This window comes from Bowdeniella nasicola (assembly GCF_900107735.1).
Classification (GTDB): Bacteria; Actinomycetota; Actinomycetes; order Actinomycetales; family Actinomycetaceae; genus Bowdeniella; species Bowdeniella massiliensis.
This window is the reverse complement of sequence record NZ_FNQV01000002.1, coordinates 219,664-244,401: the sequence shown is the minus strand read 5'-3', so window position 1 is coordinate 244,401 and position 24,738 is coordinate 219,664. Positions and strand designations below refer to the sequence as shown.

The window sequence follows — 24,738 nt, the reverse complement described above, 5'->3', positions numbered from 1 at the left end:
ACATCGCTGAGTCCCTCAATTCCCGCATCGCCGCCGTCAGCTACTACCACCGGGGCTTGTCCGAATCCCACCTGCTCACTGCCGTGGATTGGGTTCTGTACTTCCGCTGGGTCGCACCCAAACCCGTGCCGCAGATCTACACCCAGTGGCACCAGGCCGACAGACCCCGCAGGTGGATCATCCCCAAAAAATCGAACAAGCCGAACGAGAAAATCGGACCCGCCCACTACGACACCCACACCACCGCCGAAGAAGGCCTCTGGCACGAAAAGGAAGGGCAGGACGCTCCAACTAGACAACGACACGCCGTCTAAAGCAACACGTTTTGGCCGGTATCCCGATGCTTCCGTAAACCCCTCCGAAAAGGACAACAGAAACGGCGAAGCCCAGGTGAGAAACATGCTCTCACCTGGGCTTTTCTGTCGGGCTGGCGGGATTTGAACCCACGACCCCTTGACCCCCAGTCAAGTGCGCTACCAAGCTGCGCCACAGCCCGTAGTTCGATGACCTCGAACTAACCTAGTTGAGTATAGGGCACCGCGGCGCCCGAATGCGAATCGCGTGCGGCGTGATTCGCGCGAGATCTAGGCGGTCTCGCGTTCCTTGTCAGCAACGTCACCATCGGAGTTGTGGCGTCGTTTCGCGGGCCACCAGATCCACTCCGCTACATCGTGGGTAAATCCACCGACAAGGAGCGTGCGGACGATAAAGGTATCGATGAGGACACCCAGCGCGACGATGACCGCAAGCTGCAGCATGAAGAGCAAGGGAATCACCGAGAGCACCGCGAATGTCGCTGCGAGGACGAGCCCGGCAGATGTGATGACGCCACCCGTTGTCGCAAGGGCTTTTCGTAGGGCTTCCTTCGTCGGGTGGTGCATCGATTCTTCGCGCACCCGCGTCATCAGGAAGATCGTGTAGTCGATTCCAAGCGCGACGAGGAATACGAATCCATAAAGCGGGACCGAGGGATCGGCGCCTGGCAGATCGAGCAGGTGGTTGAATGCCAGCGCCGCGAGCCCCATGGTGGCAAGGAATGATAGACAGTTCGCCACGATCAACATCAGCGGCGCTGCCAGCGAGCGCAACAAGATGATGAGCATGATAAAAATGCCCAGCAAGGTGATGGGTACGACCCGCCAGATATCAGCACGTGCCGTGTCTCGCGTATCGAGCTTCTCCGCCGCGGCTCCTCCCACGAGGGCGTCAGAGTCGGCTTCATGAGCAACTGACCGAACGGTGTTGACGACGTCCCACGAGCGGGGATCATCCGGCAGATGCTCGGTCGCGACCTCGAGCATGACCTTGCCGTCGACAACCTTGGGTTCTGGGGGTGCCTGTTCCTCGCTGGGAGCTCCTTCGGCGTCTGCAGGTGCACCTTCCGCATCGGCGGGTGCCCCTTCAGCATCAGTGGGAGCACCTTCTGCATCGGGCGGCGGGCCTTGCTCGCCTTGGCCGCCGGCGCCCGGGGGCATTCCCTCGGGCACATCTGCGTAGGGCTTAACGTCTTCAACCCCATCCAGATCAGCGATCGCGTCGGCGACGCTGGAGGCTTCATCTTCGGTGACAATGACCTGAACCGGTTGGACGGCACCAGCGGGGAAATGATCTTCCAGAACTTGGTTTCCGGAGACTGCGTCGCTGCCACGGATGAGGATATCCGAGTCGGAGGTGCCGTTCGCTTTGAACGTCGGTGCTAGTGCCGACGCCGTGATCAGGAGTAACGCAGTCCCGATCCAGACCATGCGGTCGCGGCGGGCGACGAATCGAGCCACCGCTGACCAGAGCCGATGCTTCTCCCGATGCTCCGAGTCCGTGCGCGGAATCGAGGGCCAGAAGAACCGGCGGGAACGCTTGCCGAGAATCAGCAGCAGTGCGGGCAACAGCGTCAGGGCCGCAAGGAGTGCTGCCACGATTCCGATCGTGGCGATTGGACCGAGAGAGCGGGTGGCAGACAACCCCGAGAGCAGCAGCGCAAGCAGACCGACAATAACCGTCGCGCCGGATGCCACAATAGCGGGCGTGGCACCCTTCAAAGCGGCCACCATCGCGTCACGCGGCAGCTCGTGTTCGCTGAGCGCCTCGCGGTAACGGGCCACCAACAGCAGCGAGTAGTCGGTCGTTGCGCCGATGACGAGGATCGACATAATTCCCTGGCTCTGCCCATCCAGGGTCAAGATCTCGTTGGCCGCGAGTTGGTAGACAAGCAGCGCCGCGCCACACAGGGCGAACAGGTCAGTCGCGAGGACCGCAATCGGGAGAATCGGAGAGCGGTAAACGATGAGGAGGATGACCGCCACGACACCTAGCGCGACGAGGAGCAGAAGAAGATCGACTCCGCCGAATGCGCCGACGAGATCAGCAATATAGCCGCCGGGACCCGCGACATGCAGCTCCATTCCAGCAGGAACGTCCGCATCTTTGATGGCGCTGCGAAGGGCATCGACAACCGTTCCGATGCCGCTCGTCCCCTCACCGCGCGCGTCGGCTACCTTTTTCGGAACATCGAGAGGAATGAGGATCGCTTTGAGGTCCTCAGAAGGGATTGCCGCGGCCTTCTCAGCTTTGGAGAGTTCGCCGATCGTGACCTTATCCCCGGTAGTGGGGTCCGTGATCTCCGTATCGAAGAGTGTTTGGGCGAATTCTTGGAACTGGCCTATTTCTTCCTTGGTCAGCTCTTGGTCACTAGCGCCGGTGACCAGCACCGGGATTGTGTCCGCTTCCAGGAATTCCTGCGCGGCGGCCGCAGCTCTCGTCGATTCCGCATCAGCGGAAAGGAAACTCGCGGAGTCGTTTTCTTGGACGCTCGATAGTTTTCCCTGAGCCATCCCACCAAACGCGAGGATGACCAGCCAGACGGCGAGAAATACCAGCCGAATCGGCAATCGTGTGAGCAGTTTCGGCATGGTGCCCTCCCTTGGCAGCGTCAGGCTCCTATTTTCGTTGACGTCGCTCCCGCACGCAAACGGAGATTTCGATGGGGGTTCCCTCGAATTCGAAATTCTCGCGCAGTTTCCGTTCAATAAACCGGCGATACTGATGTTCGATGAAACCTGTCGCAAAGAGGACAAAGCGCGGCGGGCGCGCCGAGATCTGGGTTCCGAAGAGGATTCTCGGCTGCTTACCACCGCGGACCGGGTGTGGATTCGCGGCGGATATCTCGCCCAGGAATGCGTTCAGGCGCCCTGTCGGGATTCGGGTGTCCCACGAGTCGAGTGCGACATCGAGAGCGCGCGTCAGGCGGTTCGTGTGCCATCCCGTCTTGGCCGACAGCCGGATCATCGGCGCCCATTCGATGCGACGAAGCTCCTGTTCGATTTCACGAGCGAGGAAGAGGCGGCGATCCTCGTCGACGTCATCCCATTTGTTGAAGACGATGACCAGGGCTCTGCCGGCGTCGATCGCGAGCTGAATGACACGGACATCCTGCTCGGTCATGGGTTCGGAGGCGTCAACGAGAACGACCGCGACCTCTGCCTTTTCCAGGGCTTGTTGGGTGCGGAGCACGGCGTAGAAATCGGCGCCCTCGGCCTTGTGTACCCGGCGGCGGATGCCGGCGGTATCGACGAACCACCAGTCGCGGCCATGGATCTCGATCAATTCGTCCACTGGGTCACGGGTCGTACCTGCGATCTCGTTGACGACGACGCGGCCCTCCCCCGCCAGTTGGTTCAACAATGAGGATTTACCGACGTTGGGACGCCCGACAAGGGCAACGCGGCGTGGGCCGTCAGCCGGCAGCGGGTTGGCAACGGCGGAGACCTCCGGCAGGACTTCGAGCAGGGCGTCGAGCAGGTCGCCAGAGCCGCGGCCGTGCAGGCCGGATACCGGGTAGGGCTCCCCGAGTCCAAGCGACCACAGCATAGCGGCGTCGCTTTCTTGGGTGCGTGAATCTACCTTGTTGGCGGCGAGGATGACGGGCTTTCCGCTGCGTCGCAGCATCTGCACGACGCGCTCATCCGTATCAGTCGCACCGACCGTAGCATCGACCACAAGGATGACGACGTCTGCGCGCTCGACAGCGATTTCGGCCTGCGCGGCAACAGAGGCATCCAAGCCGGCAACATCAACTTCCCACCCGCCGGTGTCGACAAGCGTGAAACGCCTGCCGTTCCACTCAGCCGGGTAGGCGACGCGATCTCGGGTAACTCCGGGCGTGTCCTGGACGACGGCCCCGCGATAGCCGATGATGCGGTTGACGATTGTGGACTTGCCGACGTTGGGACGTCCAACAATTGCGACGACGGGTAGCCCCGCCTCGCCACCGTCTGAGGTCGTTTCGACCTCATCACCTTGCAGGAGTGCTAGGTCATCGGCGTCGAGTTCGTAGTCGTCGAGTGAGGCTCGCAGGGCACGGGCGCGCGACTCGTCAGACTCGGTCGTCTCAGGGGCAGTGTTCTCGTCGGTCACCCCTTCATCTTCTCACGATGCTAGGAAAGCAGGCGCCGCCGGTAACCTTCGGCCACTGCGGCGGCCCGGTCATTGACTCCGAGTTTGTGAAAGATGTGCTGCAGGTGGGTCTTGACGCTAGCTTGCCCAATGAAGAGTGTCGCCGCAGCTTCCTTGTTCGACGCACCATCGGCAACGAGCTGCAGGACCTCTAACTCCCGATTCGTCAGGACGCCGGATTCCGGTCGCGACACGCGACCGATGAGGTGCGCAGTCGCCGCCGGAGCGAGCACTGCTTCCCCGCGGGCTGCTGATCGCACGGCCGCCACGAGTTCGGCCGGGAGCGCGTCCTTCAGCAGGTAGCCAATCGCCCCTGCTTCAATCGCTGGAAGCACGTCATTTTCGCTATCGAAGGTCGTCAAAATGATGACGCGAGCACTTGGCAGTGTGACACGCAGCTCTGCCGTCGCCTGGACACCATCAAGAATCGGCATCCGCAGGTCCATCAAGACGACGTCTGCGGCGAGTTGGACGGCTAGCTTCACGCCTTCTTCCCCATTGCCCGCCTCTCCGACGACCACGATGTCCTCGAGGTTAGAAAAACTGCCTCGCAAGCCACTACGCACAATGGGATGGTCATCGACAATCAGCAAACGAATCATGATGCGACCTCCGCTGTCGCAGTAAGTACGGGCACGGACGCGCTTATCGCTGTGCCCTCCCCTAGCTCGGACTCGATGGCTAGGTCGCCACCGATTCCGCGGACCCGCTGCCGCATGCTCGTCAGCCCGAAACCGTTTGTCGGCCCATGCATTCCTCGTCCGTCATCGCGGATATCTAACAAGACATCCTGATCACCGTAGGAAAGTGTGAGTGCGACGCGTGACGCCTGGGCATGCTTTGCGACATTCGTCAGCGCTTCCTGACTGACTCGAAAGAGGGACACATCCAGCGCCGGGCTTAGCGTAACCGGCTCACCCGTGATCTCAACGTGGACCGGCACCCCGTTGGTCTCCTGCCAGGTAGCGGCCAAGGTGCGCAGTGCCTCGGGCAGTTGTGCGTGGCCAAGTTCCCGGGGCTGCAGCGCTTTGACAGAGCGACGTGCCTCGTCCAGCGATGACTTGGCAAGGAGCAAGGCGCTCTCGACTCGCGCGGTGCTGTCTTGCGGGTCCCGAGCGCCTTGGGCCGCGTGAAGTTGGGTGATCACACCGGCGAGCCCTTGCGCGATGGTGTCGTGGATTTCGCGTGCCAGCCGGCCCCGCTCGTCATGAACTCCAGCTTCTCGAGCTTGCACCACAAGCTGCGCGTGCAAGCCGGCGTTCTCATCGAGAGCTGCCTGAAGCCGCGCGACGAGTTCGTCTCGCTTCTCCTCGGCCTTCACTGCCTGCAGCGTGATGACCAGGCCTGCTCCGATTGCCGCCGTCTGCACAAGGATGATCATCCCGGCGAAGGCGACATCCTGGGTCGATATGGTCGGCCGTCCGAGAAGCGGGATGCCGTTGATGACGAAGGAGGTGACGAAGATACCGAAGAGGCCGGCCCGCCATGACGCCAAGATATGGGCATGGAAAAACCCTGTAATCAAGAAGACCACAAAGGAGTCATCAAGGAGGACAAGAGAGCTGCCAAGGACGAGCAACGTAAAGAAGTACCCGACCGCGTTTGGCCGTGGCTGCTCGCCGCGCATGGTGGGGCAGGTGTGCCCCCAGTAGATGAGCGCGGCTGAGGCACCAACAAGAGTTAGTGCCGTCAGCGCGCGCCAGGGCTCAAAGGTGGTCGCCCCGGTAGCCAGCCGTACGGCGAAGACGACGCTAGCGAGTGCAAGGAGTACCCACGCTACCCACAGCAGAAGTCCTTCCCACAGACGTGCGGGATGGCCGGGCGGTGCCGGTTGTGGTCTCACGAGTCCCCTACTCCCATCGAAATAGCTTCGCTGCTACCGCGGATGCCACCAGAGCGATGGCTGCCATCATTGTAAGCTGCGCCCACATCGGCCACCCGAGGCCGACGGTGTGAGCGGCTGCCGCAGGATCCCATGAGACCAGGAGATTCTGGACCCCCGGAGGCACGAAATCTCCGATAGTCATGACGATGTCCGGCAGCATGAAGCGAGGCAGAAAGACTCCGCCAAAGAACATGGTGACCAGGAACAGCACCATCGAGATGCCGTTCGCTGACTGCGCTGTCGGGGTGGTTGCTGCGCTCACCATGGCGACGCCGACAAGTGCCGCGAAGCCCAGGACGAACGCGAGCATGAACGTTACCGGTTGCTGAGGAAGGCTCACATCGAGAACCAGCCAAGCCGCGACGATAAGGATGACCGCAGACAGGACAACAAAGACGAAGGCGACAATGAGCTGGGCCACGAGCAGCATCGACGGATGAACGGGCGTCGTTCCTAGCCGCCGCAGAATGCCGCGCTCTCGATAGGTCGCCACGACGATCGGCACGTGTTGAACGCCGATCGCGATCATCCCAATCACGAGCGCTGATGGCGCCCAGTGGTCAACGAAGCGCACGCCAGCAAATTCTGGTGACGGTTGACGCAGGATCGGAATCGAGCCCAACCCGAGCAGCAGCACGGTCGGAAACAGCAGTCCGTAGGCCACTGCTATGGGATCGCGCAGGAATAGTTTGGTTTCTGTCATGATGAGCTGCCGTAGTGCGGTCATGCGTCCTCCTTGGTCGTGAGGGCGACGAAGGCGTCCTCGAGATTGGGCTCTTTGGTTCGAAGTTCTTCAGCGATGATTCCGTGCCTGGCTAGTTCACCGGCGGTGGTAGCTAGCAGATGTCCGGTGCCCGTGACGGTCCACATCCGATGCTCCACAGTGACGTCCTCGACGCCGGGCAGCGCCGCGATCGTGCTCGGATCGAGATCCTGGCCGAGCCGGAAATGGAGGGTCTGTGCGCCGCGCACTCGGTCGACGAGAGCTGCGGGGCTGCCCTGAGCAATGACCCGCCCGTCATCGATCATGGCGATCTCATCGCATAGGCGCTGTGCCTCGTCCATGAAATGGGTGACGAGAAGGATGGTGACGCCGGTATCCCTCACCCCTTCAATGAGCTACCAGGTTTCTCGCCGCGCTGAGGGATCAAGCCCGGTCGTCAATTAGTCGAGAATCGCGACCTTGGGATTGCCGATAAGAGCGAGCGTAATCGACAATCGCTGCGCAAGGCCGCCCGAGAGCTTTGCGTAGGGCGTGGTGCGATGCGCCGCGAGATTGAACATGTCGAGCAGTTCGGCACTCGAGCGCGGATGGGGATAGAACGAGGCATAAAGATCCAGAGCTTCGATCACGGTGAGGCGATCCGGGAGCGCGCTTTCTTGCAGTTGAACCCCGAGTAGCTGGCTAAGTTGCCTATGCTGCGTGGCGGGGTTGAGACCGCAGACCCGGACGGTACCCGAATCTGGCGTGCGCAGGCCCGAAATGCATGCCGAAGATCTGGCCCGGGCTAACGGTCAGTGAGATATCGTCGACGGCCACCTTGGGGCCGTACGTTTTCCTGATGTTTTTCAGCTCGATTGCTGTCATACCTGACAGGCTAGGAATTCGAGCCGGCTTTCACATCCACGAACTGGGTGCGCTCGCGGTTGATTGAGGTATCCCCCGTTTGGGGGATGGGGCGTTACATGTCCGGCAGGGCAATCCCGGTTCGTGCGGAGGCTTCCCGGATGTGGCGTGACATGGTGTCGGCGATTTGGCTCATGGCCTCAGCGGTGGCGGCGCGCCCCTTGAGATCGGCGACGTCGACGGTCATCGGGGTGCCGAACTCGACGTAGAGCTTGGTTCGGGGCCGGGGCACGTGGGAGCGGGAATCACCTGGGCCGCGGGTGCCAAGGACCGCCGTCGGGATGATCGGTGCGCCCGAGCGCAGGGCGAGCCAGGCGACCCCGGCGTGGACGGCTGAGATATCGCCGCGCCCGCGGGTGCCTTCGGGAAAGATGCCGACCAGGCGATCTTCCTCGAGCAGCGCCAGGGCGACACGTAGGGCCGCGGATCCGGAGGATCGATCGACGGGAATCTGGCCCGAATACGTCATGAGGAAACCGAGAGCGGAGTCGAAAAACTCTTGCTTGACGATGAAGTGGGATCCGCGCGGAAGCGCGCCGTGGACGACCGGACCGTCCATAATGCCGACGTGATTGGCGGCCACGATCGCGCGCGTGTGTTGGGGAATGTTCTCGGCGCCGACGACGGTCGTATTCCAGTAGATGTGATCAAGGAACCACCCGACCCGCCGAGACCACGTGGGGCCCCAGCGCCGGATGTCGCTCGGTTTGACCTGCTGACCGCGTGCCCCGATCATGATCGGGCGCGTTTGGCGCGTGCCGCATCGACGATGGCAGCGAGTGCGGCGAAGGTCTGGTCGGGGGTGAGGTCGGATGAATCGACGGTGATGACGCCGTCGGCTGCGGTCGTGAAGTTGGAGACTGTTGAATCATCGGCATCGCGGCGGATGACTTCGTCTCGCGTCGCGGCAAGGGAGGACTCATCATCGGAGCCGAGCCGCTGGCGGGCGCGCCGGGTAAGGCGGGCGTCTTCGGATGCGGTGAGCAAGATTCGCACATCGGCATCGGGGGCGACGACCGTCGTAATATCGCGCCCCTCGGCCACGATCCCCTTGCCCCCCGAGCGTCCGCCGTCGCGTTCAGCGGCGATCAATTCGCGCTGCCAGGACTTCATTAGGGCCCGCACCTTCAAGTTCGTCGCGACCGCGGACACGATTCGCGAGACGTCGGCAGAATACAGCGCCGCGCCGAGCTCGCTGCCTTCGAGCAGGACGCGCGGCCTGGCCGGGTCCATAACAATCTCGAGCGGCATGTTCTCAATCGCCGCGGCAACCGCGTCGTGATCGACCAGATCGAGGCGCTGGTTGCGCGCGTAGATCGTTGCCGCGCGGTACATCGCCCCCGTGTCGAGGTAGGACAGTGCGTAGCTGCGCGCGAGTCGTTTCGCGATCGTCGACTTTCCGACGCCTGAGGGTCCGTCGATCGCTATCACTAAGCCGGTCATCTCACGACACTCCAATCGAGGTTTTCCAAATGGGCGGCAAGGAACTCGCCAACGGTGGGCTCAACCGAGATGGTGGCAAGGCCGACCTTCGCGCCGGCGGCGTGTTCCAGGCGCACGTCTTCGATGTTGATTCCGCCGCTGCCAATATCGGCGAACAGCCGCGCAAGTTCGCCGGGCTTATCCGGCACGTAACACACGATCTCCTCGTAGGTGCGCTGCGCGCCGCCGTGTTTGCCCGGGATTCGTGCGACACCGGCGTTGCCCGCTTCGATGGTGGCCGCGAGGGTGGCGACGGCAGCTGGCGGGTACAGCTCCGACTCGCATTCAACCAGTGCCTCGATCACCGACCCGAGGGCGTCGTGGATGCCCCGTAAGTGCGAGAGGACGGGAGATGCGTTCACGCTGAGGATATTGGACCACAGCATCGGGTCGGACTTGGCAATCCGCGTCGTATCGCGCAGTCCCTGGCCCGCGAGTGACAGTGCGCCTTCCGGTACCTCGGCGAGGCAGGAAGCGAGCAGCGAACTGACGAGTTGGGGTACATGGCTAACAGCCGCGACCGCGTCGTCGTGCTCGGCGGCGTTCATGACGATCGGCAGGGCGCCGACGTCGACGGCTAGGGTGGCCACGAGGTCTTGCGCCTCGCGTGAGGTGGCCGGAGTGGGAACCACGACCCACGGCCGCCCTTTGAAGAGGTCGCCGTCGGCGTTCGGGGCGCCCGAGCGTTCCTTGCCGGCCATCGGGTGCGAGCCGACGAACCGCTCGAGACCGCTCGGCGCAGCCGCGAGAATATCGTCGATGACGTAACTTTTGACGCTCGCGACATCGGTGACGATCGCCTTCGGGTATGCCGCGAGTTCGCGCACGACGACTTCGGCGGTCACGTCCGGCGGGGTGGCGACGATGACGAGGTCAACGTCCGTATCGTTCTCCCCCGGTCGAGTAACTTCGCCCGCTCCGAGCCCGCAGGCGAGCGAGAGCCCCAGGGGCGAGACGTCATCGAGCACCACTCGGTGCCCGAGGGAGGACAGGGCAAGGCCCAGTGAGGCTCCCAGCAGGCCCGCGCCCACGACACGAGCGGTCATGATCTGCTCCTAGAGTCCAACAGTGTGCATGAGCTCGGCGAGCTCCTTGCTATTCAATGGCCGCGATTTGCCCGGGCGCATGTCGCCCAGGTCGATCGGCCCCACCGACGTGCGCACGAGACGCACCACGGGATAGCCGGCCTCTTCCAGCATGCGGCGCACGATGCGGTTGCGTCCCATGTGGATCGTGATCTGCACGAGACTCAGCTCGTCCTGGGACTCCATAAGGATGAACTTGTCCGCCTTGGCGAGCCCGTCTTCTAGCTCGATGCCCTTGCGCATGAGGTTCGGGATTCCTCGGTGCATCTTGCCTTTGACGGTCGCGACGTAGGTTTTTTGCACCTCGTAGGACGGATGCGTCAGCCGGTGAGCGAGCTCTCCGTCGTTTGTCAGGAGCAGGAGGCCTTCGGTCGCAATGTCGAGGCGTCCCACGTGGTAGAGTCGCTGCCCGTAGTGACCGACGTACTCCCCTAGTGCCGGACGCCCCTCGGGATCATCCATCGTGGAGACGACGCCCTCGGGCTTATGGAATGCCACGGTTAAGTGCTCGTCGTTTTCGGTAAAAATGCGGCGATTATCGACGTGGATGATGTCGGTTGGCAGCGCCCGCGAACCGAGTTCACGCACCACCGTTCCATTGACTTTCACTCGGCCGGAAGCGATGAGTTTTTCGCACACGCGACGCGACGCCACGCCTGCGTTCGCCATTACCTTTTGGAGGCGTTCGCCCTCTTGAGCCATCTCTACCATTCCTCTTCGCTTTCCAATTCCTCACCGTCGGGCAGATAGGGTGCAAGCGGCGGGAGATCCTGCACGCTATTTAACCCCATCTTTTCCAAAAAGTAGGTTGTCGTCTGATAGCGCATCGCGCCGCTGTCTTCGCTGCCGGCTTCCTCGATCAACCCACGCGCCAGCAGCGTACGGACGACGGAGTCGACGTTCACGCCTCGGATCGCACTGATTCGGCCGCGCGTGACCGGCTGCCGGTAGGCGATGACCGCGAGGGTCTCTAACGCCGCCTGCGTCAGGCGCGAGGTTTGCCCGGCGAGGACGACCTCCGCCACGATGCGCTGGTATTCCGGCGCCGAATAGATGCGCCACCCGCCGGCGCGCTGCAGCAAGCGAAAGCCCCGTGGCCGTGAGCCGCCGACACCTTCATAGTCGCTGGCTAGCTCCTGAAGCAGCTCACCGATTTGGGCACCGGACACGCCGACGGCGTCGGCGAGCGTCTCCTCCGTCAGCGGGGTCTCGGCGACCATAAGGATTGCTTCGAGCGCAGCGAGGTGATCGCGCGGATTAAGATCGTCAGTTCGCTGCATCGGTTGGGCCTTCCTCGTATTCGTCTCGCAGGTGAATCTCGGTGGACTCATCGCCCAAATAGACGACGGCGAGTTCGTCTTCGGGGTGTGCCTGGTCAAAGTCGAGGACCTCGTCGCGATACAGCTCGAGAAGGGCTAGGAACCTCGAGACGATGACCGCGGGCGACGAGGCATCCGCAACGAGAGCCCGAAACGTCAATCGCGACGTACTCTTCAGACGCTGCAAGATCACCTGGGCCTGCTCTGCGACCGGGACGACCGGATGGTGCAAATGGTCGACCCGTACCTGCGGTTCGCTCGTATCTCGGCTAAACGCCGCTGCGGCGATCGCTGCGAGTTCGTTCGGTCCAATCGACCAAATGAGCTCGGGCAAAAGCTGTGCGAATTGAGGTTCCAACGGCACTAGGCGCGGATGCGCGGCGGACGCTTGCCGCAGCCGGTCCTCAAACTCGGCGGCCACCTCTTTGAATGCGCGGTATTGCAGGAGGCGAGCAAACAGAAGATCGCGTGCCTCAAGCAGCTCGAGGTCCTCCTCATCGCTATCGGCGCTGCGCGGCAGCAGGCGCAGTGCCTTCAGGTCGAGCAGCGTCGCAGCAATGACGAGGAACTGGCTCGCCTGAGATAGGTCCCATTCTTCGCCGGAGGAAAATGCGTACGCGAGAAACTCGTCCGTCACCTGCGCGAGGGCTACCTCAGTCACATCCAACTGATGTTTGGATATCAGTTGGAGGAGCAGATCGAACGGACCGGAAAAGACGTCCAGCTCGACGGAAAACCCTTCCGACGGTGCTGCGGACATTTAGGCAGCGGCCCCGCGCGCAATGAGTTCGCGCGCTAAGCGGCGATAGAGCTGGGCGCCCGCATGCTTCGGCGCGTAGCTGGTGATGGGCTCGGTAGCGACCGTGGCGTCGGGGAATTTGACCGTACGCGTGATCTTCGTATCGAAGAGACGGTCGCCGAAGGCCTCGCCGACCCGCTCGATCACTTCGCGCGCGTGCAGGGTACGCATGTCGACCATCGTCGCGACGATGCCATCGACCTTCAGCTTCGGGTTGAGTCGGCTGCGGACCTTATCGATTGTCTCCACGAGCAGGGCAACGCCGCGCAGGGCAAAGAACTCAGCCTCGAGCGGGATGAGGACGCCGTGGGCGGCGGTCAGCGCGTTGACGGTCAGCAACCCGAGCGAGGGCTGGCAGTCGATGATGATGACGTCGTAGTCGTCCATCACCGGATACAGCACGCGCATGAGGGCCTGCTCGCGTGCGACTTCGTTTACCAGCTGTACTTCGGCTGCCGACAAATCGATGTTCGCGGGCACGAGGTCGAGACCCGGGTTTGAGGTCTGGTGGATGATGCGCCGAACGTCCGGCTCCGCCGCCATGAGGTGGGTGTAGATCGTTTCATCAAGTTCATGGGCGTTGATGCCAAGGCCGGCGCTGGCTGCCCCTTGCGGATCGAAGTCAACGATCAGGACCTTGCGGCCGTAATCGGCCAGCGCGGCGCCCAGGTTGATCGTTGTCGTTGTTTTCCCTACCCCGCCCTTTTGATTACACATGGCAATGACGCGGGCCGGACCGTGGCCAGAAAGTGGCTCAGGAATGGGAAAGCCCTCTTCGTCGGCCGGGTCCGGGATCAACTTCGGTTGGTTCAACGTCACGTCCCTAGGGTAGTCGATTATGATCCGTACAACTCTCCGGCGCCTTGGCGCAGGATCTCTGGTGCCCCACTTGTCAGGTCGACGACCGTTGTGGGTTCGGGCAGCGTGACCGGCCCCTCGACGACGACATCGAGAAGATGGCCGTACCGGTCTTGGATTTCCCATCCTTCGTTCATGGGCTCCTCCTCCCCCGGCGGAATCAGGGTGGAGGACAAGATGGGTTCACCGTGCGCCTTGAGGATTTCCTGGGTGATGGCGTGATCGGGAATTCGCGCGCCAACGGTGTTCTTCTTCGGGTTCAAGGTCATGCGCGGCACTTCCTTGGTTCCCTTCAAGATGAAGGTGAAGGGACCAGGGGTGAGCTGCTTAATCAGGCGGAAGGCCGGATTATCGACAATCACGAGCGGTCCGAGCTGCGCAAAATCCGCGCACATGAGGGTGAAATGGTGTTTTTTGTTCAGCTGACGGATCGTGCGGATGCGATCGAGCCCTTCCTTGTTCGCAAGCGAACAGCCAAGGGCGTACCCGGAGTCCGTGGGGTACGCGACGACACCACCCGCTGCGAGCGTCTCAGCTACCTGGTTGACCAGGCGTTGTTGCGGGTTAACGGGATGAATGTCGAGATAACGGGCCATGGTCTCAGTTTACTGCCGGGCCGCGCATTCGACGTCACATCCGCCGCCAACCGCGAATTGCGTGCTCTTCGCGATAGCCAAGACGTCGATAGATGCGCAGCGCGGGTTCGTTGCTTTTCCACACGCCGCATTGGACGACCGCGCCGCGCGTCAGCCCGTAGTTTGTCAGCGTCGCCATCATGGCTGCCGCGATCCCCTGCCGGCGGTAGGCCGGATCGACGCCGAGGGCAGACAGCGAGATTCCGGCCTCGCCGCCTACGAGATGCTCGGGCAGGTCCTGGACTGCGACGATGCCCGCAATGACGCCGTCGGGGGCTTCGTAACCCCACCACTGATAGGCGGGGTCATCGCTTTGGACGTGTGTGTCGGGATTGCAGCGAGATTGCGCATCGCGAATTTCTTCCTGACTCAGCGTAAGAGGCGCAACCCGCTCTTGTCCGGCCTGGTGCGCGACGGGAGTGCGGCATGCCATCCACCACCAGTCACCGATGGGAAGAAAACCGGCTGCGCGCAGGACCTCATCATCGGCGTGATCCTCGCGAGCTTCCGCCATTACGAAGTGGACGTCCTCGGGCAGGTAGGACTCGATGAGTTCGGGTGAACGCTCCCCTACGACGAGGACATCGCCTCGCTCTGGGTCCGTGGGAAGCAAGATGAACGATGGCGTTGGGCCGTCCAGGGAGAAGACTCGGTGGCCGGCCCAACGCGTCGTTGCCGCAGCAATGTTTGGCCAGTGTGCTGCGGCCTCCTCATACGAGGAGATCACTCCTTGTCCGCCTCGGCGTCCTCCGGGCTTGCGTCAACACCGGCTTCCTTGCGTTGTTCCGCCGTGATCGGTGCCGGAGCCTGCGTCAGCGGATCGAAGCCGCCGCCGGACTTCGGGAATGCGATGACATCGCGAATCGAAGGCGCCTTGGCAAGCAGCATGACGATTCGGTCCCAGCCGAAGGCGATTCCGCCGTGCGGGGGCGCACCGAACTTGAAGGCGTCGAGCAGGAAGCCGAACTTCTCTTGAGCTTCTTCCGGTCCAATACCCATGACCTTGAAGACACGTTCCTGCACGTCTCGACGGTGGATACGAATCGAGCCGCCACCGATCTCATTGCCGTTGCACACGATGTCGTAGGCGTAAGCCAGCGCATTGCCCGGATCCTCTTCGAAGCGGTCAATCCATTCGGGATTGGGAGAGGTGAACGCGTGGTGGACGGCGGTCCAGGCCGAATGGCCGAGATCCACGTCATCGTCCTGACCGGCAGGCTTGAACAGGGGTGCATCCACAACCCATACGAAGGACCAGGCGTCGTCATCGATGAGGTTGCAGCGCTTGCCGATCTCCAGGCGAGCGGCCCCGAGCAGCGCCCGGGAGGAGTCGACCGCGCCGGCTGCGAAGAAGATCGCGTCGCCTGGTTCGGCTCCGGCGGCAGCCGCAAGACCATCGCGCTCCGCATCGGAGATGTTCTTGGCAACCGGGCCGCCAAGGGTGCCATCTTCTTGGACCGTGACATATGCAAGGCCACGGGCACCGCGCTGCTTTGCCCATTCCTGCCACGCATCGAACTGGCGTCGGGGCTGCGAGGCACCACCCGGCATCACGACGGCACCGACGTAGGGGTTTTGGAAGACCCGGAACGGGGTGTCCTTGAAGTAGTCGGTCAGGTCAACGAGTTCGAGATCAAAGCGCAGGTCCGGCTTATCGGTGCCGTACTTTTCCATCGCTTCGGCGTACGTCATGCGCGGGATCGGGGTCGACAGGTCGTAATCAACGAGCTTCCACACGGCCTTCAGGACGTCCTCGGCAACGGCGATGACATCGTCTTGTTCGACGAAGCTCATTTCGATATCGAGCTGGGTGAATTCCGGCTGCCGGTCGGCTCGGAAATCCTCATCGCGGTAACAGCGCGCGATCTGGTAGTAGCGCTCCATGCCGCCAACCATCAGCAGCTGCTTGAACAGCTGCGGGGACTGCGGCAGTGCGTACCAGGAGCCGGGTGATAGCCGCGCCGGGACGAGAAAGTCGCGGGCGCCTTCGGGCGTCGAGCGAGTCAGCGTCGGAGTCTCAATCTCGACGAACTCGTGCTCATCGAGGACCTTGCGAGCGGCGCGCGAGACATCGGAGCGCAACCGGATCGCCTTCTGGGCGCTGGAACGGCGCAGATCGATGTAGCGGTACTTCAGGCGTGCTTCTTCCCCAACCTGGCCGGCGTCCTCGGCGTGATCGGAGATCTGGAAGGGCAGGGCTGCACACGGATTGAGGACTTCCACGTCCTCTGCGATGACCTCGATGGCGCCGGTTGGCAGCGTATCGTTCTCGTTGCCCTCGGGCCGCCGGTTCACGGTTCCGGTGATCTTCAAGACGAATTCGCTGCGGAGCTGGTGGGCGACGTCCTCGCGAACGACCACCTGGCAGATCCCCGAGGCATCGCGCAGGTCGATAAAGGCGACCCCACCGTGATCGCGGCGACGGTCCACCCAGCCGGCGAGGGTGACGGTCTGATCAATATGTTCTTCGCGCAGGTCCCCTGCGCGGTGTGTGCGGAGCATGGTGCATCCTTCCCTAATCGGTGTGCGAACCGCGAAACGGGCGGTCGCGCGCTTGAGTCTACCGCTGATGCGGGCGACAATCGGCTGGTGACAGACATCAAGCCGCATTCCGAGAGCGATGCGTTTCTTCGCCGCTTACTGTGGCTTTCGGTCACCCTGATCACCGTGGGGGCCTTCGAAGCGCTGGCATTAACGACCGTTATGCCGCGCGTTGCCGAAGCCCTCAACGGCGATCACCTCTACGCCATCGCCATGGGAGCGCCGCTGGCCACCCACGTGATTTCTACTACGTTCGGTGGCAAATTGGTTGATGCCAGGGGGCCTTTCCTTCCCACGATCATCGGTTGTGCGCTTGCGGCCTCGGGACTCGTCATTGCTGGCCTCGCCAATCACATGGAGGTTGTCGCGATCGGGCGTGCCGTGATGGGGCTGGGCACCGGCATGCTCATGGTCTCGCTTTACGCCATGGTGGGATCTCTCGTCCCCACGGCGAAGCAGCCGATGTTCTTCGCGGTCTTTGCCGCTGCCTGGGTTGTGCCCTCGATGTTCGGTCCCTACTTCGCAGGCCTCATCGCGGAAAAATACTCTTGGCGAGTCGTATTTCTTGCTGTCGTTCCAATCCTCGTGCTCGCGATCCTCGCGATGATCCCGATCCTGAAGCCCCTGCCGCGTAAGCACGAGAGCGTCTGGAAGGATCGCGGCGCCTACCGCCTTGTCCTGATCGCCACCGGAGCGGGCGGCGGTGCTGCTCTCATGCAGGTGGTGGTCGCGCGGCGATCGATCCTCGCGGCTGTCCTGTTTCTCATCCTTGCTGCGGGTGTCTTCTACTTGCTGCGCCAACTCCTGCCGGCAGGCTCCCTGACCGCACACAAAGACCAGGTCGGCGCGGCCATTGCGACCCGCATGTGGATCAATGCGCCGATCGTGGCTACTGAGTCCTTCCTGCCGCTCATGCTGGTCAAGATTCATGGCTGGGAGGTCAGTAGTGCGGGCATCATTTTGACCATCGGTGGAATTTCCTGGGCTATCGGATCATTCGTCCAGGGCAAGATCGCCGATCCTGAGCTCCGTCATCGGTTGCCGATCATCGGCGGAGGCCTCGCCACGATCGGCATCCTGGTCGCAGCGTTTTCCGCCCTGCCGTTCGCTCCCCCATTGCTGACCGCACTGGGATGGTTGCTCGCGGGCGCGGGCATTGGGCTGACGCTTCCTGCCATGAGCGTTGTCGCCCTCGGCAAGACTCCGCAGCATGAGCACGGTCAGATCTCGGCGTCCCTGCAGATTGTCGACGGCATCGGCGCTGCCCTGGCCGTCGGTGTCGTCGGGTTCTTCCAGATGGTGCCCTACATCGTCGGTAACGGAAAGTTGGATGGCAATCCCTTCGTTCCGGGGCTTATCTTCATGGCCTTGCTGGCCGCGCTCTCGACGTTCACTGCGACTCGTGTGCCCAAGCTCACCGCCTCGGACAACATTGGTTCCGCAGCGCGGGCAGACTAACGCGATAGGGTGGACGGGCCCCGCTGGAGAGTCCGCGGGTGACATTTTCTGAGCGCGCACCCCGAGCCTGGTTTCTCTGTTAGGCCATTGGTGCTCCTGATCGGGTCAGCTACTCCCGACAGCCGCTTAGCACCGATGGGATTGATCATTTCATGACAACTTTTGCTGACCTTGGCCTGCCCGAGGAGCTCCTCGACACCGTCACGGACCTAGCATTTACCACCCCAACAGATATCCAGCGCGAGGCCATCGGCCCGCTCCTTAGCGGCCGAGATGTCGTCGGTATTGCGCAAACCGGCACCGGTAAGACAGCCGCTTTTGGCCTTCCCCTGCTCGCTCGCATCGAACCCGATGCCTCCCAGGTTCAGGCCCTCGTGTTGTGCCCGACCCGTGAACTTGCCTTACAGGGCGCCGAAGCTATCAAGACCTTCGCCTCCCGACTACCCGAGATCACGATCGCGGCCGTCTACGGTGGCGCCGCCTACCAGCCGCAGATGAAGGCGCTCAAGCGCGGCGCCCAGGTCGTTGTCGGAACCCCGGGCCGCATCATGGACCTCATGGAAAAGGGCGCTCTTGACCTTTCCCACGTGCACGTCCTGGTGCTGGATGAGGCCGACGAGATGCTGCGCATGGGCTTCGCCGAAGACGTCGAGCAGATCGCCAGCCAGTGCCCGAAAGAGCGCACCACGGCCCTGTTCTCCGCGACCATGCCGCCGGTGATCGCCAAAGTCGCTAAGCAGCACCTGTCCGATCCGGTCCGCCTCGAAGTCACGAGGCAGGCCTCCACCGTCGATACGGTGACGCAGGAGTACGCCGTCGTTCCTTTCCGCCACAAGAATGGTGCGCTAGCTCGGGTCCTGGCCACGACGAGCGCCGATGCGGCCATCGTCTTTGTGCGTACCCGCGCCACCGCTGAAGAGGTGACTGCCGACCTGACCGGGCGCGGTATCGCCGCGGCCGCGCTGTCCTCCGATGTACCCCAAAAGGAGCGGGAACGGCTCGTGGAGCGCCTGCGCGGCGGCTCGCTCAACGTCATTGTCGCGACCGACGTTGCGGCCCGCGGCCTCGATGTTGAACGTATTGGACTCGTCGTCAACTTCGACGTGCCCCGGGAAGGCGAGGCCTACGTTCACCGCATTGGCCGGACCGGCCGCGCCGGGCGTTCCGGGCGTGCACTGACCTTCTTTACCCCGAAGGAAAAGCACCGCCTTCGCCAGATCGAGCGCCTGACCGGCTCCGAACTGACCGAGATCCGGATTCCGAGCCCGAAGGACGTCTCGCACCATCGCGTCACCCAGCTGCTCTCCGAGGTTCCCGCCCGCATCGAGGCCGGCCGACTAGAGCTCTACCGCGAGGCCATCGCCGAATCCGGTATCGACGTCACCGACCTCGCGGCCGCGCTGCTCGCTCTCGCGGTCAAGGACAACGGGCCGTCGAGCGACGATTCGGAGCAGATTTCCAGCGTCGACTTCGATGACCCGCGCAGCGGCCAGGGCCGCGGGCAAGGACGCGTCCGTGTTCCGGCCGGCGGGACGCGCTACCGCGTGGAGGTCGGGCACAAGGACCACGTGCTCCCGGGCGCGATTGTCGGCGCCATCACGGGCGAGGCAGGCCTGAAGGGAACCGACGTCGGCAAGATCGATATCTTCCCCACCTTCTCCCTCGTCGATATCCTCGTCGACCTCGATGCTGAAACGCTCCGCACGATCGGCCGCGCCCAGGTCCAGGGCCGGGCGCTGAAGATCCGTCCCGACCGCGGGCCGCGCGGCGGCAAGCGCACCGACCGCAAGCCGGCGGGCGGGTTTGCGCACACGGGCTATAAGGGCAAGAAGCGCCGCGAAGAGGCCGGGCACTGGGACAAGCCCAAGCGCAAAGGCTACGGACGCAAGAGCTTCTAGCGCGTGCCTGCCGCGCGTCTGGCCGCGTCGACGAAGAAGGAGTAATCCTCCAACTGTTCGCGTACCGGCTGGATGAGTTGGCGCTCGATTCGTGAATCGACGGCCGTCATGACCCGGGAACGGGTGATGGCGGCCCGTCGCTTTGCGCCGGCGCGCGCCGTCAATCGCCCGATGAGAGCAAGCAGGAGGCCGATGGCAAGGCCCGCGAGCAGGATGAGCGTTGGGACTGGGATGCCGTGCCACGTCGGAGCCGAAAGGTCGAACTGGAGGTAGGAGGCGACCGCGATCGCCGCGAGCCAGCCGCCGCCCACGAGGACCGCGATCGCTGCCAGGACCTGGATGATGCTCGCGAGCGTCCACCAGTGGGCGGGGGCAAGCGGCAGCTCGACCCGCGCGAGGGCTTCATCCAGGCTGTCGGTCAGCGCCGGAATGCGAGCCTGGGTATCGGCAACGAGCTCATTGCGCCACCTATCGGGCAGATTCTTCGCCGAGCCCAAGACGAACTCATGCGCGCTGGAGCGCACGTTGGCGGCCTGCACCGCCGTCGGGGCGGGAAGCGAGGTGGTTGGCACGATCGCTTCGCGCTCGATCCGATCCTTGCGTCCAGCCGCGATGTGGAGTTTTGCCAGCGGGTCGGGCCGGAGGCGAGCAACCCAGCGCACGAACGGCCACCCCACATGCTGAGTGCTGCGGCGCTGATAGGAACGCGCCACGGCCGAGGTGAGCGCATCCATCCCGGCGGCCCTCGCAGCGGCGGTCACGAGCGGCTGCGTCGGCGCGAGCGAGGTCTCGGAGGAATCGACCTCGGCGAGGAGTCGCTTGGCCACGTGGGTGATTTCGGCGCGGGACTTTGCGCGCACCGCTTCCTGCCGGGAGGCAATGCCTTCGAGGGTTTCGCGCAGCTGGGTGACGCCCGCGCCCGTCTTCGCGGATGTCGTCACGACCTCGACCTTCGACAGTCCGTCGGCGGCGAGCAGGCGCTTGACGTCGGCGACGACGCCGGGCACATCAGCGGGCGCGATCTGGTCGATCTGGTTCAGGACGACGACCGTGACGTCCGCGTGGCGTGCCAGGGGCGCGAGGAAGTCGTGATGGACGACGGCGTCGGCGTATTTTTGCGGGTCCATGACCCACACGAGGACGTCGACGACCTTGGCCATCTTCTCGCTGAGCTCGCGGTGGTGACGTTCGACGGAGTCGATGTCAGGCAGGTCGACGAGAACGAGATCCTTGCTGAGGACTTCGCTCGTCGCGCGTTGGGAGACCTCGAGCCAGTCCAGCAGCGCCGTGGTCTCGGCATCGACGGCGCGCGCGAGGGCCAGCGGTTCGGTGGTTGTTGGCCGGGTGTGGGCCACGCGCGCGAAGGATGTCTTCGTCAGCGCATTCAGGAGCGAGGATTTTCCGGAGCCCGTCGTTCCGAACAGGGAGGCGACGGTCCTCGTCGTATCGACGCTGCCGCGCGCCGAGACGTTGGAGACTACCTCCCGACCGGCTTCGATCACGGCCGGGTCGAACCTGCCATCGGCGAAGTCGAGGGCACGGGTCAGGTGATTGAGGTGCTCGGCGATGGTGGCCATCAGGCGGTCAACCCTTCTGCTTTGCGGGCGCGTGACAGGTCGATCAAGGCATCGTGCAGGGTATCGGGCGCTGCGGGATCGAGCCCCAGGTCGGTCAGCGGCGACCGGTAGGCCTGGGCATGCCAGGCCAACAGTTCGCCCGCGCGTTCCTCCAGGTTCTTGCGCGCATTGCGAGCCATCTTGCGGACGGCCTCATCGCCGAAGACCGCTTCCAAGAGTTTTTGTCCGACGACGGCGGTGCCGCCGGCAGCGGCGACCTCCATGCCGGTAATCACGCCACCGGTGGAAGCCAGGATCACGAGCATGAGCGCGATCCCGAGGGTGTTGACGCCGAGCGACATCATGCGAGCGGAGAAGCGTCGATCCTCGCCTTCACTTCGGACCATCTCGAGAACGTCGCGTTGCCAGGCCCGAACCGTCTGCGCTGCACGGTCATCGAGCTCGCTTCGCGGTGGCAGGTTGATGTGGGCGCGCATGAGGAGTTCGCGGGCGGCGGGCTCGCGCTGCCAGGCGTAGTCGACCTCGCTGCCGGCACGCGAGGCTTCGGCGGCCAGCAGGGTGAACAGCCCGGTTTCGATCGCTTCTTCGACCTCGGCTTCGGGCGCGGGCTTGCCCTTGAAAAACGCCCCGAGCCGGTCCCGCATCCGCCCGACGGCCGCTTCGATCGATCGGATGAAGTCCCCGGTGCCGACGAACTCCTGCCAGCGCGCGAGCACCTCGCCACGCAGCATCGAGCCATCCTTCGTGGCCTCGGTGATCCGCGAGTGTGCGTCCGCATAGGAGTCGTCGACGCGGCGCGCAAGGTCCGTATAAAAGGAGATCGTGTCGCGCGAGGCATCGATCGCATCAGCGCCGGTACGAACGAGCTCGTCGAGCGCGCCGGCCAGCGTCGTGCGTGCGACCATGGCTCGCGTCGCTGCGCTATCCGTCAAGCCCTTCAGCCATCCGACGATTGGCTCGATCGATTCCACGGGGATGCGTCCCGTGTCGGTAATGTTCTGCTCGCCGATAGTAAAGACAGGTGCCTGCGCCAGGCCGGCGTCGGTGAGGCGACGGGTGAGGTCGGAGCGGACTTCGTAGGCCGCCCCCGACGGAACTCGATTCAACACGACGGCGACGACGACCTTGCGCCGAGCAGCCTCGCTCAAGAACTCCCACGGTGCCGCATCGGCGTAGCGTGCCGCTGTCGTGGTGAAGATCCACAGGTCGGCGGCCGAAAGCAGCTGACGCGCGAGCGCGCGGTTCTTTTCTTCCACCGAGTCGATATCGGGCGCGTCGAGGAGCGCGAGTCCCGGCGGCACCCGCCGCGTCGCGCGGATCTCGACTTCGCTCGTGCTGCCCTCTTCCACGGGCGACATGCGTTCATCGATGCCGCGTCGCACCCGAGCCAGATCCGGCAGGATGCGCGAGCCTTCGAACCACGAGGTGTCATCGGGGTGGTGAATGAGCACGGGCCGGCGCGTCGTCGGCCGGATCGCCGAGGTGTGGGAGACGTTCGTGCCAAGCAGCGAGTTGACGAGCGTGGACTTCCCCGCGCCGGTCGAACCTCCCACGACCGCGAGCAGCGGAGCGTCGAGCGCTTCATAGCGAGGGATGAGGTAGTCGTCGAGCTGGGTCATCGCCTGGCGGCTCAGCGCCTTGCCGCGCTGCGCGTCGCGGAGCTCAAACGGAAACTGCAGGCCAGCAAAGCTCGTGCGGACCTTCCTCAGGGCATCCCCGACGTGACGGGCGGGCGCGGCCGCATGCTCGGTCATGATGGCATGTCTCCTTGTCGCCAGCGGGCCACCGGGTAGAGGTCCTTATCCGGGGCCTGCCAGGTGCGCGGATCAGCCTCGACCTGCTCGCCACTTCGAATGTCCTTGACTTGATTGTCGCCCGGGAACCAGACGAAGGGAATTCCTAGGCGGTCGGCGTGGCGAATCTGCTTGCCGAATTTCGCTGCCGTTGGAGCAACATCGGCCGCAATACCGCGCGCGCGAAGCTGTGCTGCGATCTCGTTGGAGGCGTGGCGTTCACTCTCGCTCGCCACGGCGACGAGCACGACCGTTGCGACCGGCCGCCCCACTTCGGCGCTCGCCAGCAGCCGCGAGAGCAACCGGGTGACGCCGATAGAGATGCCAACACCCGGGAAACTGCGCTTTCCGACGGTTGCGAGCGAATCGTAGCGCCCCCCGCCCCCGATGGATCCGAGGTCCTCATGGCCGACGAGCAGCGTCTCGTAGACGGAGCCGGTGTAGTAGTCCAGGCCGCGTGCGATCTTCAGCACCGCGCGGATCGCGCCCGGTCGCGTCGCCTGCGCCTCCGTGAGCAAATCCCCCAGCTCGCTCAGGCCCACCTCGAGCAGTTCGGTCGACACACCGAGCGCGCGCACCTGCTCGAGGACGTCCTTGGCGTCCTCACCGGAAATCCGCGCGAGGTCAAGTGCCGCTTCGGCTTGCTGCGCACTCAGCCCACCATCGTCGACGAGAATCCGCGCGACCCCTTCCTCGCCGATCTTGTCGAGCTTGTCGACCGCGCGCAGCGTGCCCGCAACATCGGCGATCTGCAGGCCCTCGTAGAAGCCCTCACACACCTTGCGGTTGTTGACCTGGATGATCGTTTGTCCAATATCAAGGCTGTCGAGCGCTTCGGCCATGACAAGCGGGAGATCAACCTCGTAGTGGAATGGCAGCGTGTCCTGGCCGACGACATCGATATCGGCTTGCACAAATTCCCGGAACCGGCCCTCCTGGGGCCGCTCGCCGCGCCAGACCTTTTGGATCTGATAGCGCTTGAAGGGAAAGACTAAATGTCCGGAATTCTCGACGACAAAACGTGCGAATGGCACGGTCAAATCGAAATGGAGCCCCAGCTGCGCGTCACTACTATCGCTCTTCACATCGTGGATTCGCGACAGTGCGTAGACCTCCTTGGACGTCTCGCCCTTTTTTGCGAGCGTCTCCAGCTTTTCCACGGCCCGAGTTTCCAGCGGGCTAAAACCATGGAGCTCGAAAGTGCGACGCAAAGAATCGAGCATCTGAAGCTCGGCAAAACGTTCGTGAGGCAGGAGTTCAGGGAACCCAGAAATCGAGGAGCGAACCATGGCTCCTATTGTTTCACGCCCGGGCGCCCTGTTCGAACTACTC

At 63.5% G+C, this 24,738-nt stretch carries 21 protein-coding genes, 1 tRNA gene and 2 pseudogenes; 3 read left to right on the top strand and 21 right to left on the bottom strand.

All coding sequences use genetic code 11. The features are described 5' to 3' along the window. Positions 1–314: pseudogene (locus tag BLU67_RS12215) on the top strand (hypothetical protein); the annotation flags it as partial. 108 nt (positions 315–422) lie between these two features. Here the strand turns inward: BLU67_RS12215 and BLU67_RS02320 are convergent. The 18 genes from BLU67_RS02320 to aspS all read right to left on the bottom strand — a co-directional run bounded on the left by BLU67_RS02320 (position 423) and on the right by aspS (position 16,641). Then, positions 423–496: transfer RNA gene (locus BLU67_RS02320), tRNA-Pro, on the bottom strand. Between the two features lie 88 nt (positions 497–584). Further along, positions 585–2,906: an MMPL family transporter gene (locus BLU67_RS02315; RefSeq protein WP_092561589.1), complete on the bottom strand. Its 2,322-nt coding sequence runs from the start codon at positions 2,904–2,906 to the stop codon at positions 585–587. A 28-nt stretch (positions 2,907–2,934) separates the two neighbouring features. Next, entirely contained in the window at positions 2,935–4,410 is a 1,476-nt protein-coding gene (der, locus tag BLU67_RS02310; protein WP_092561587.1) for a ribosome biogenesis GTPase Der, read from the bottom strand. A gap of 20 nt (positions 4,411–4,430) precedes the next feature. Then, a complete protein-coding gene (locus BLU67_RS02305; RefSeq protein ID WP_092561585.1) occupies positions 4,431–5,051 on the bottom strand; it encodes a response regulator in 621 nt (206 codons plus the stop codon). Continuing rightward, a complete protein-coding gene (locus tag BLU67_RS02300; protein WP_222842335.1) occupies positions 5,048–6,076 on the bottom strand; it encodes a sensor histidine kinase in 1,029 nt (342 codons plus the stop codon). The genes BLU67_RS02305 and BLU67_RS02300 overlap by 4 nt, the downstream gene beginning before the upstream one ends. A gap of 223 nt (positions 6,077–6,299) precedes the next feature. Then, on the bottom strand, positions 6,300–7,061 hold the full coding sequence (locus tag BLU67_RS02295; protein WP_092561581.1) for an ABC transporter permease: 762 nt from the start codon (positions 7,059–7,061) through the stop codon (positions 6,300–6,302). Further along, positions 7,058–7,441 (bottom strand): ATP-binding cassette domain-containing protein, encoded by a 384-nt coding sequence (locus BLU67_RS12360; RefSeq protein WP_222842334.1) that lies wholly within the window; start codon positions 7,439–7,441, stop codon positions 7,058–7,060. The genes BLU67_RS02295 and BLU67_RS12360 overlap by 4 nt, the downstream gene beginning before the upstream one ends. A 57-nt stretch (positions 7,442–7,498) precedes the next feature. Then, a complete protein-coding gene (locus BLU67_RS12355) occupies positions 7,499–7,810 on the bottom strand; it encodes an ATP-binding cassette domain-containing protein (protein ID WP_261977001.1) in 312 nt (103 codons plus the stop codon). A 206-nt stretch (positions 7,811–8,016) separates the two neighbouring features. Then, entirely contained in the window at positions 8,017–8,697 is a 681-nt protein-coding gene (locus tag BLU67_RS02285) for a lysophospholipid acyltransferase family protein (RefSeq protein WP_092561579.1), read from the bottom strand. Continuing rightward, on the bottom strand, positions 8,694–9,404 hold the full coding sequence (gene cmk / locus BLU67_RS02280; RefSeq protein WP_092561577.1) for a (d)CMP kinase: 711 nt from the start codon (positions 9,402–9,404) through the stop codon (positions 8,694–8,696). Before cmk ends, BLU67_RS02285 begins: the two co-directional genes overlap by 4 nt. Continuing rightward, positions 9,401–10,489, bottom strand: a complete 1,089-nt coding sequence (locus BLU67_RS02275; protein ID WP_092561575.1) for a prephenate dehydrogenase — start codon at positions 10,487–10,489, stop codon at positions 9,401–9,403. Before BLU67_RS02275 ends, cmk begins: the two co-directional genes overlap by 4 nt. 9 nt (positions 10,490–10,498) lie before the next feature. After that, positions 10,499–11,239, bottom strand: a complete 741-nt coding sequence (locus tag BLU67_RS02270; protein ID WP_222842333.1) for a pseudouridine synthase — start codon at positions 11,237–11,239, stop codon at positions 10,499–10,501. After that, positions 11,233–11,808, bottom strand: coding sequence for an SMC-Scp complex subunit ScpB (locus tag BLU67_RS02265; protein WP_092561571.1), 576 nt, complete (start codon positions 11,806–11,808; stop codon positions 11,233–11,235). The genes BLU67_RS02270 and BLU67_RS02265 overlap by 7 nt, the downstream gene beginning before the upstream one ends. Further along, entirely contained in the window at positions 11,795–12,607 is an 813-nt protein-coding gene (locus BLU67_RS02260; protein ID WP_092561569.1) for a segregation and condensation protein A, read from the bottom strand. Before BLU67_RS02260 ends, BLU67_RS02265 begins: the two co-directional genes overlap by 14 nt. Next, positions 12,608–13,465, bottom strand: coding sequence for a ParA family protein (locus BLU67_RS02255; RefSeq protein WP_261976998.1), 858 nt, complete (start codon positions 13,463–13,465; stop codon positions 12,608–12,610). A gap of 17 nt (positions 13,466–13,482) precedes the next feature. Beyond that, complete coding sequence (locus tag BLU67_RS02250; RefSeq protein WP_092561567.1) at positions 13,483–14,100, bottom strand: L-threonylcarbamoyladenylate synthase; 618 nt, start codon at positions 14,098–14,100, stop codon at positions 13,483–13,485. A 34-nt stretch (positions 14,101–14,134) separates the two neighbouring features. Further along, positions 14,135–14,866, bottom strand: a complete 732-nt coding sequence (locus tag BLU67_RS02245) for a GNAT family N-acetyltransferase (RefSeq protein WP_092561565.1) — start codon at positions 14,864–14,866, stop codon at positions 14,135–14,137. Next, a complete protein-coding gene (gene aspS / locus BLU67_RS02240; protein ID WP_092561621.1) occupies positions 14,863–16,641 on the bottom strand; it encodes an aspartate--tRNA ligase in 1,779 nt (592 codons plus the stop codon). Before aspS ends, BLU67_RS02245 begins: the two co-directional genes overlap by 4 nt. Before the next feature lie 87 nt (positions 16,642–16,728). Between aspS and BLU67_RS02235 the strand changes: the two genes are divergently transcribed. Beyond that, positions 16,729–18,138 (top strand): MFS transporter, encoded by a 1,410-nt coding sequence (locus tag BLU67_RS02235; RefSeq protein WP_176780662.1) that lies wholly within the window; start codon positions 16,729–16,731, stop codon positions 18,136–18,138. Positions 18,139–18,296: 158 nt separating this feature from the next. Further along, positions 18,297–20,021 (top strand): annotated as a pseudogene (locus BLU67_RS02230) (DEAD/DEAH box helicase); the annotation flags it as partial. A gap of 11 nt (positions 20,022–20,032) precedes the next feature. Here the strand turns inward: BLU67_RS02230 and BLU67_RS02225 are convergent. Genes BLU67_RS02225 through hisS form a run of 3 tightly spaced genes read right to left on the bottom strand, consistent with a single transcriptional unit; the run spans position 20,033 to position 24,695 of the window. Continuing rightward, positions 20,033–21,613, bottom strand: coding sequence for a GTPase (locus tag BLU67_RS02225; protein WP_092561559.1), 1,581 nt, complete (start codon positions 21,611–21,613; stop codon positions 20,033–20,035). Continuing rightward, the gene (locus BLU67_RS02220) at positions 21,613–23,367 is read right to left on the bottom strand and encodes a dynamin family protein (RefSeq protein WP_092561557.1); all 1,755 of its coding nucleotides are present in this window, start codon (positions 23,365–23,367) and stop codon (positions 21,613–21,615) included. The genes BLU67_RS02225 and BLU67_RS02220 overlap by 1 nt, the downstream gene beginning before the upstream one ends. Next, on the bottom strand, positions 23,364–24,695 hold the full coding sequence (gene hisS / locus BLU67_RS02215; RefSeq protein ID WP_092561555.1) for a histidine--tRNA ligase: 1,332 nt from the start codon (positions 24,693–24,695) through the stop codon (positions 23,364–23,366). The genes BLU67_RS02220 and hisS overlap by 4 nt, the downstream gene beginning before the upstream one ends. Between the last annotated feature and the right edge of the window lie 43 nt (positions 24,696–24,738).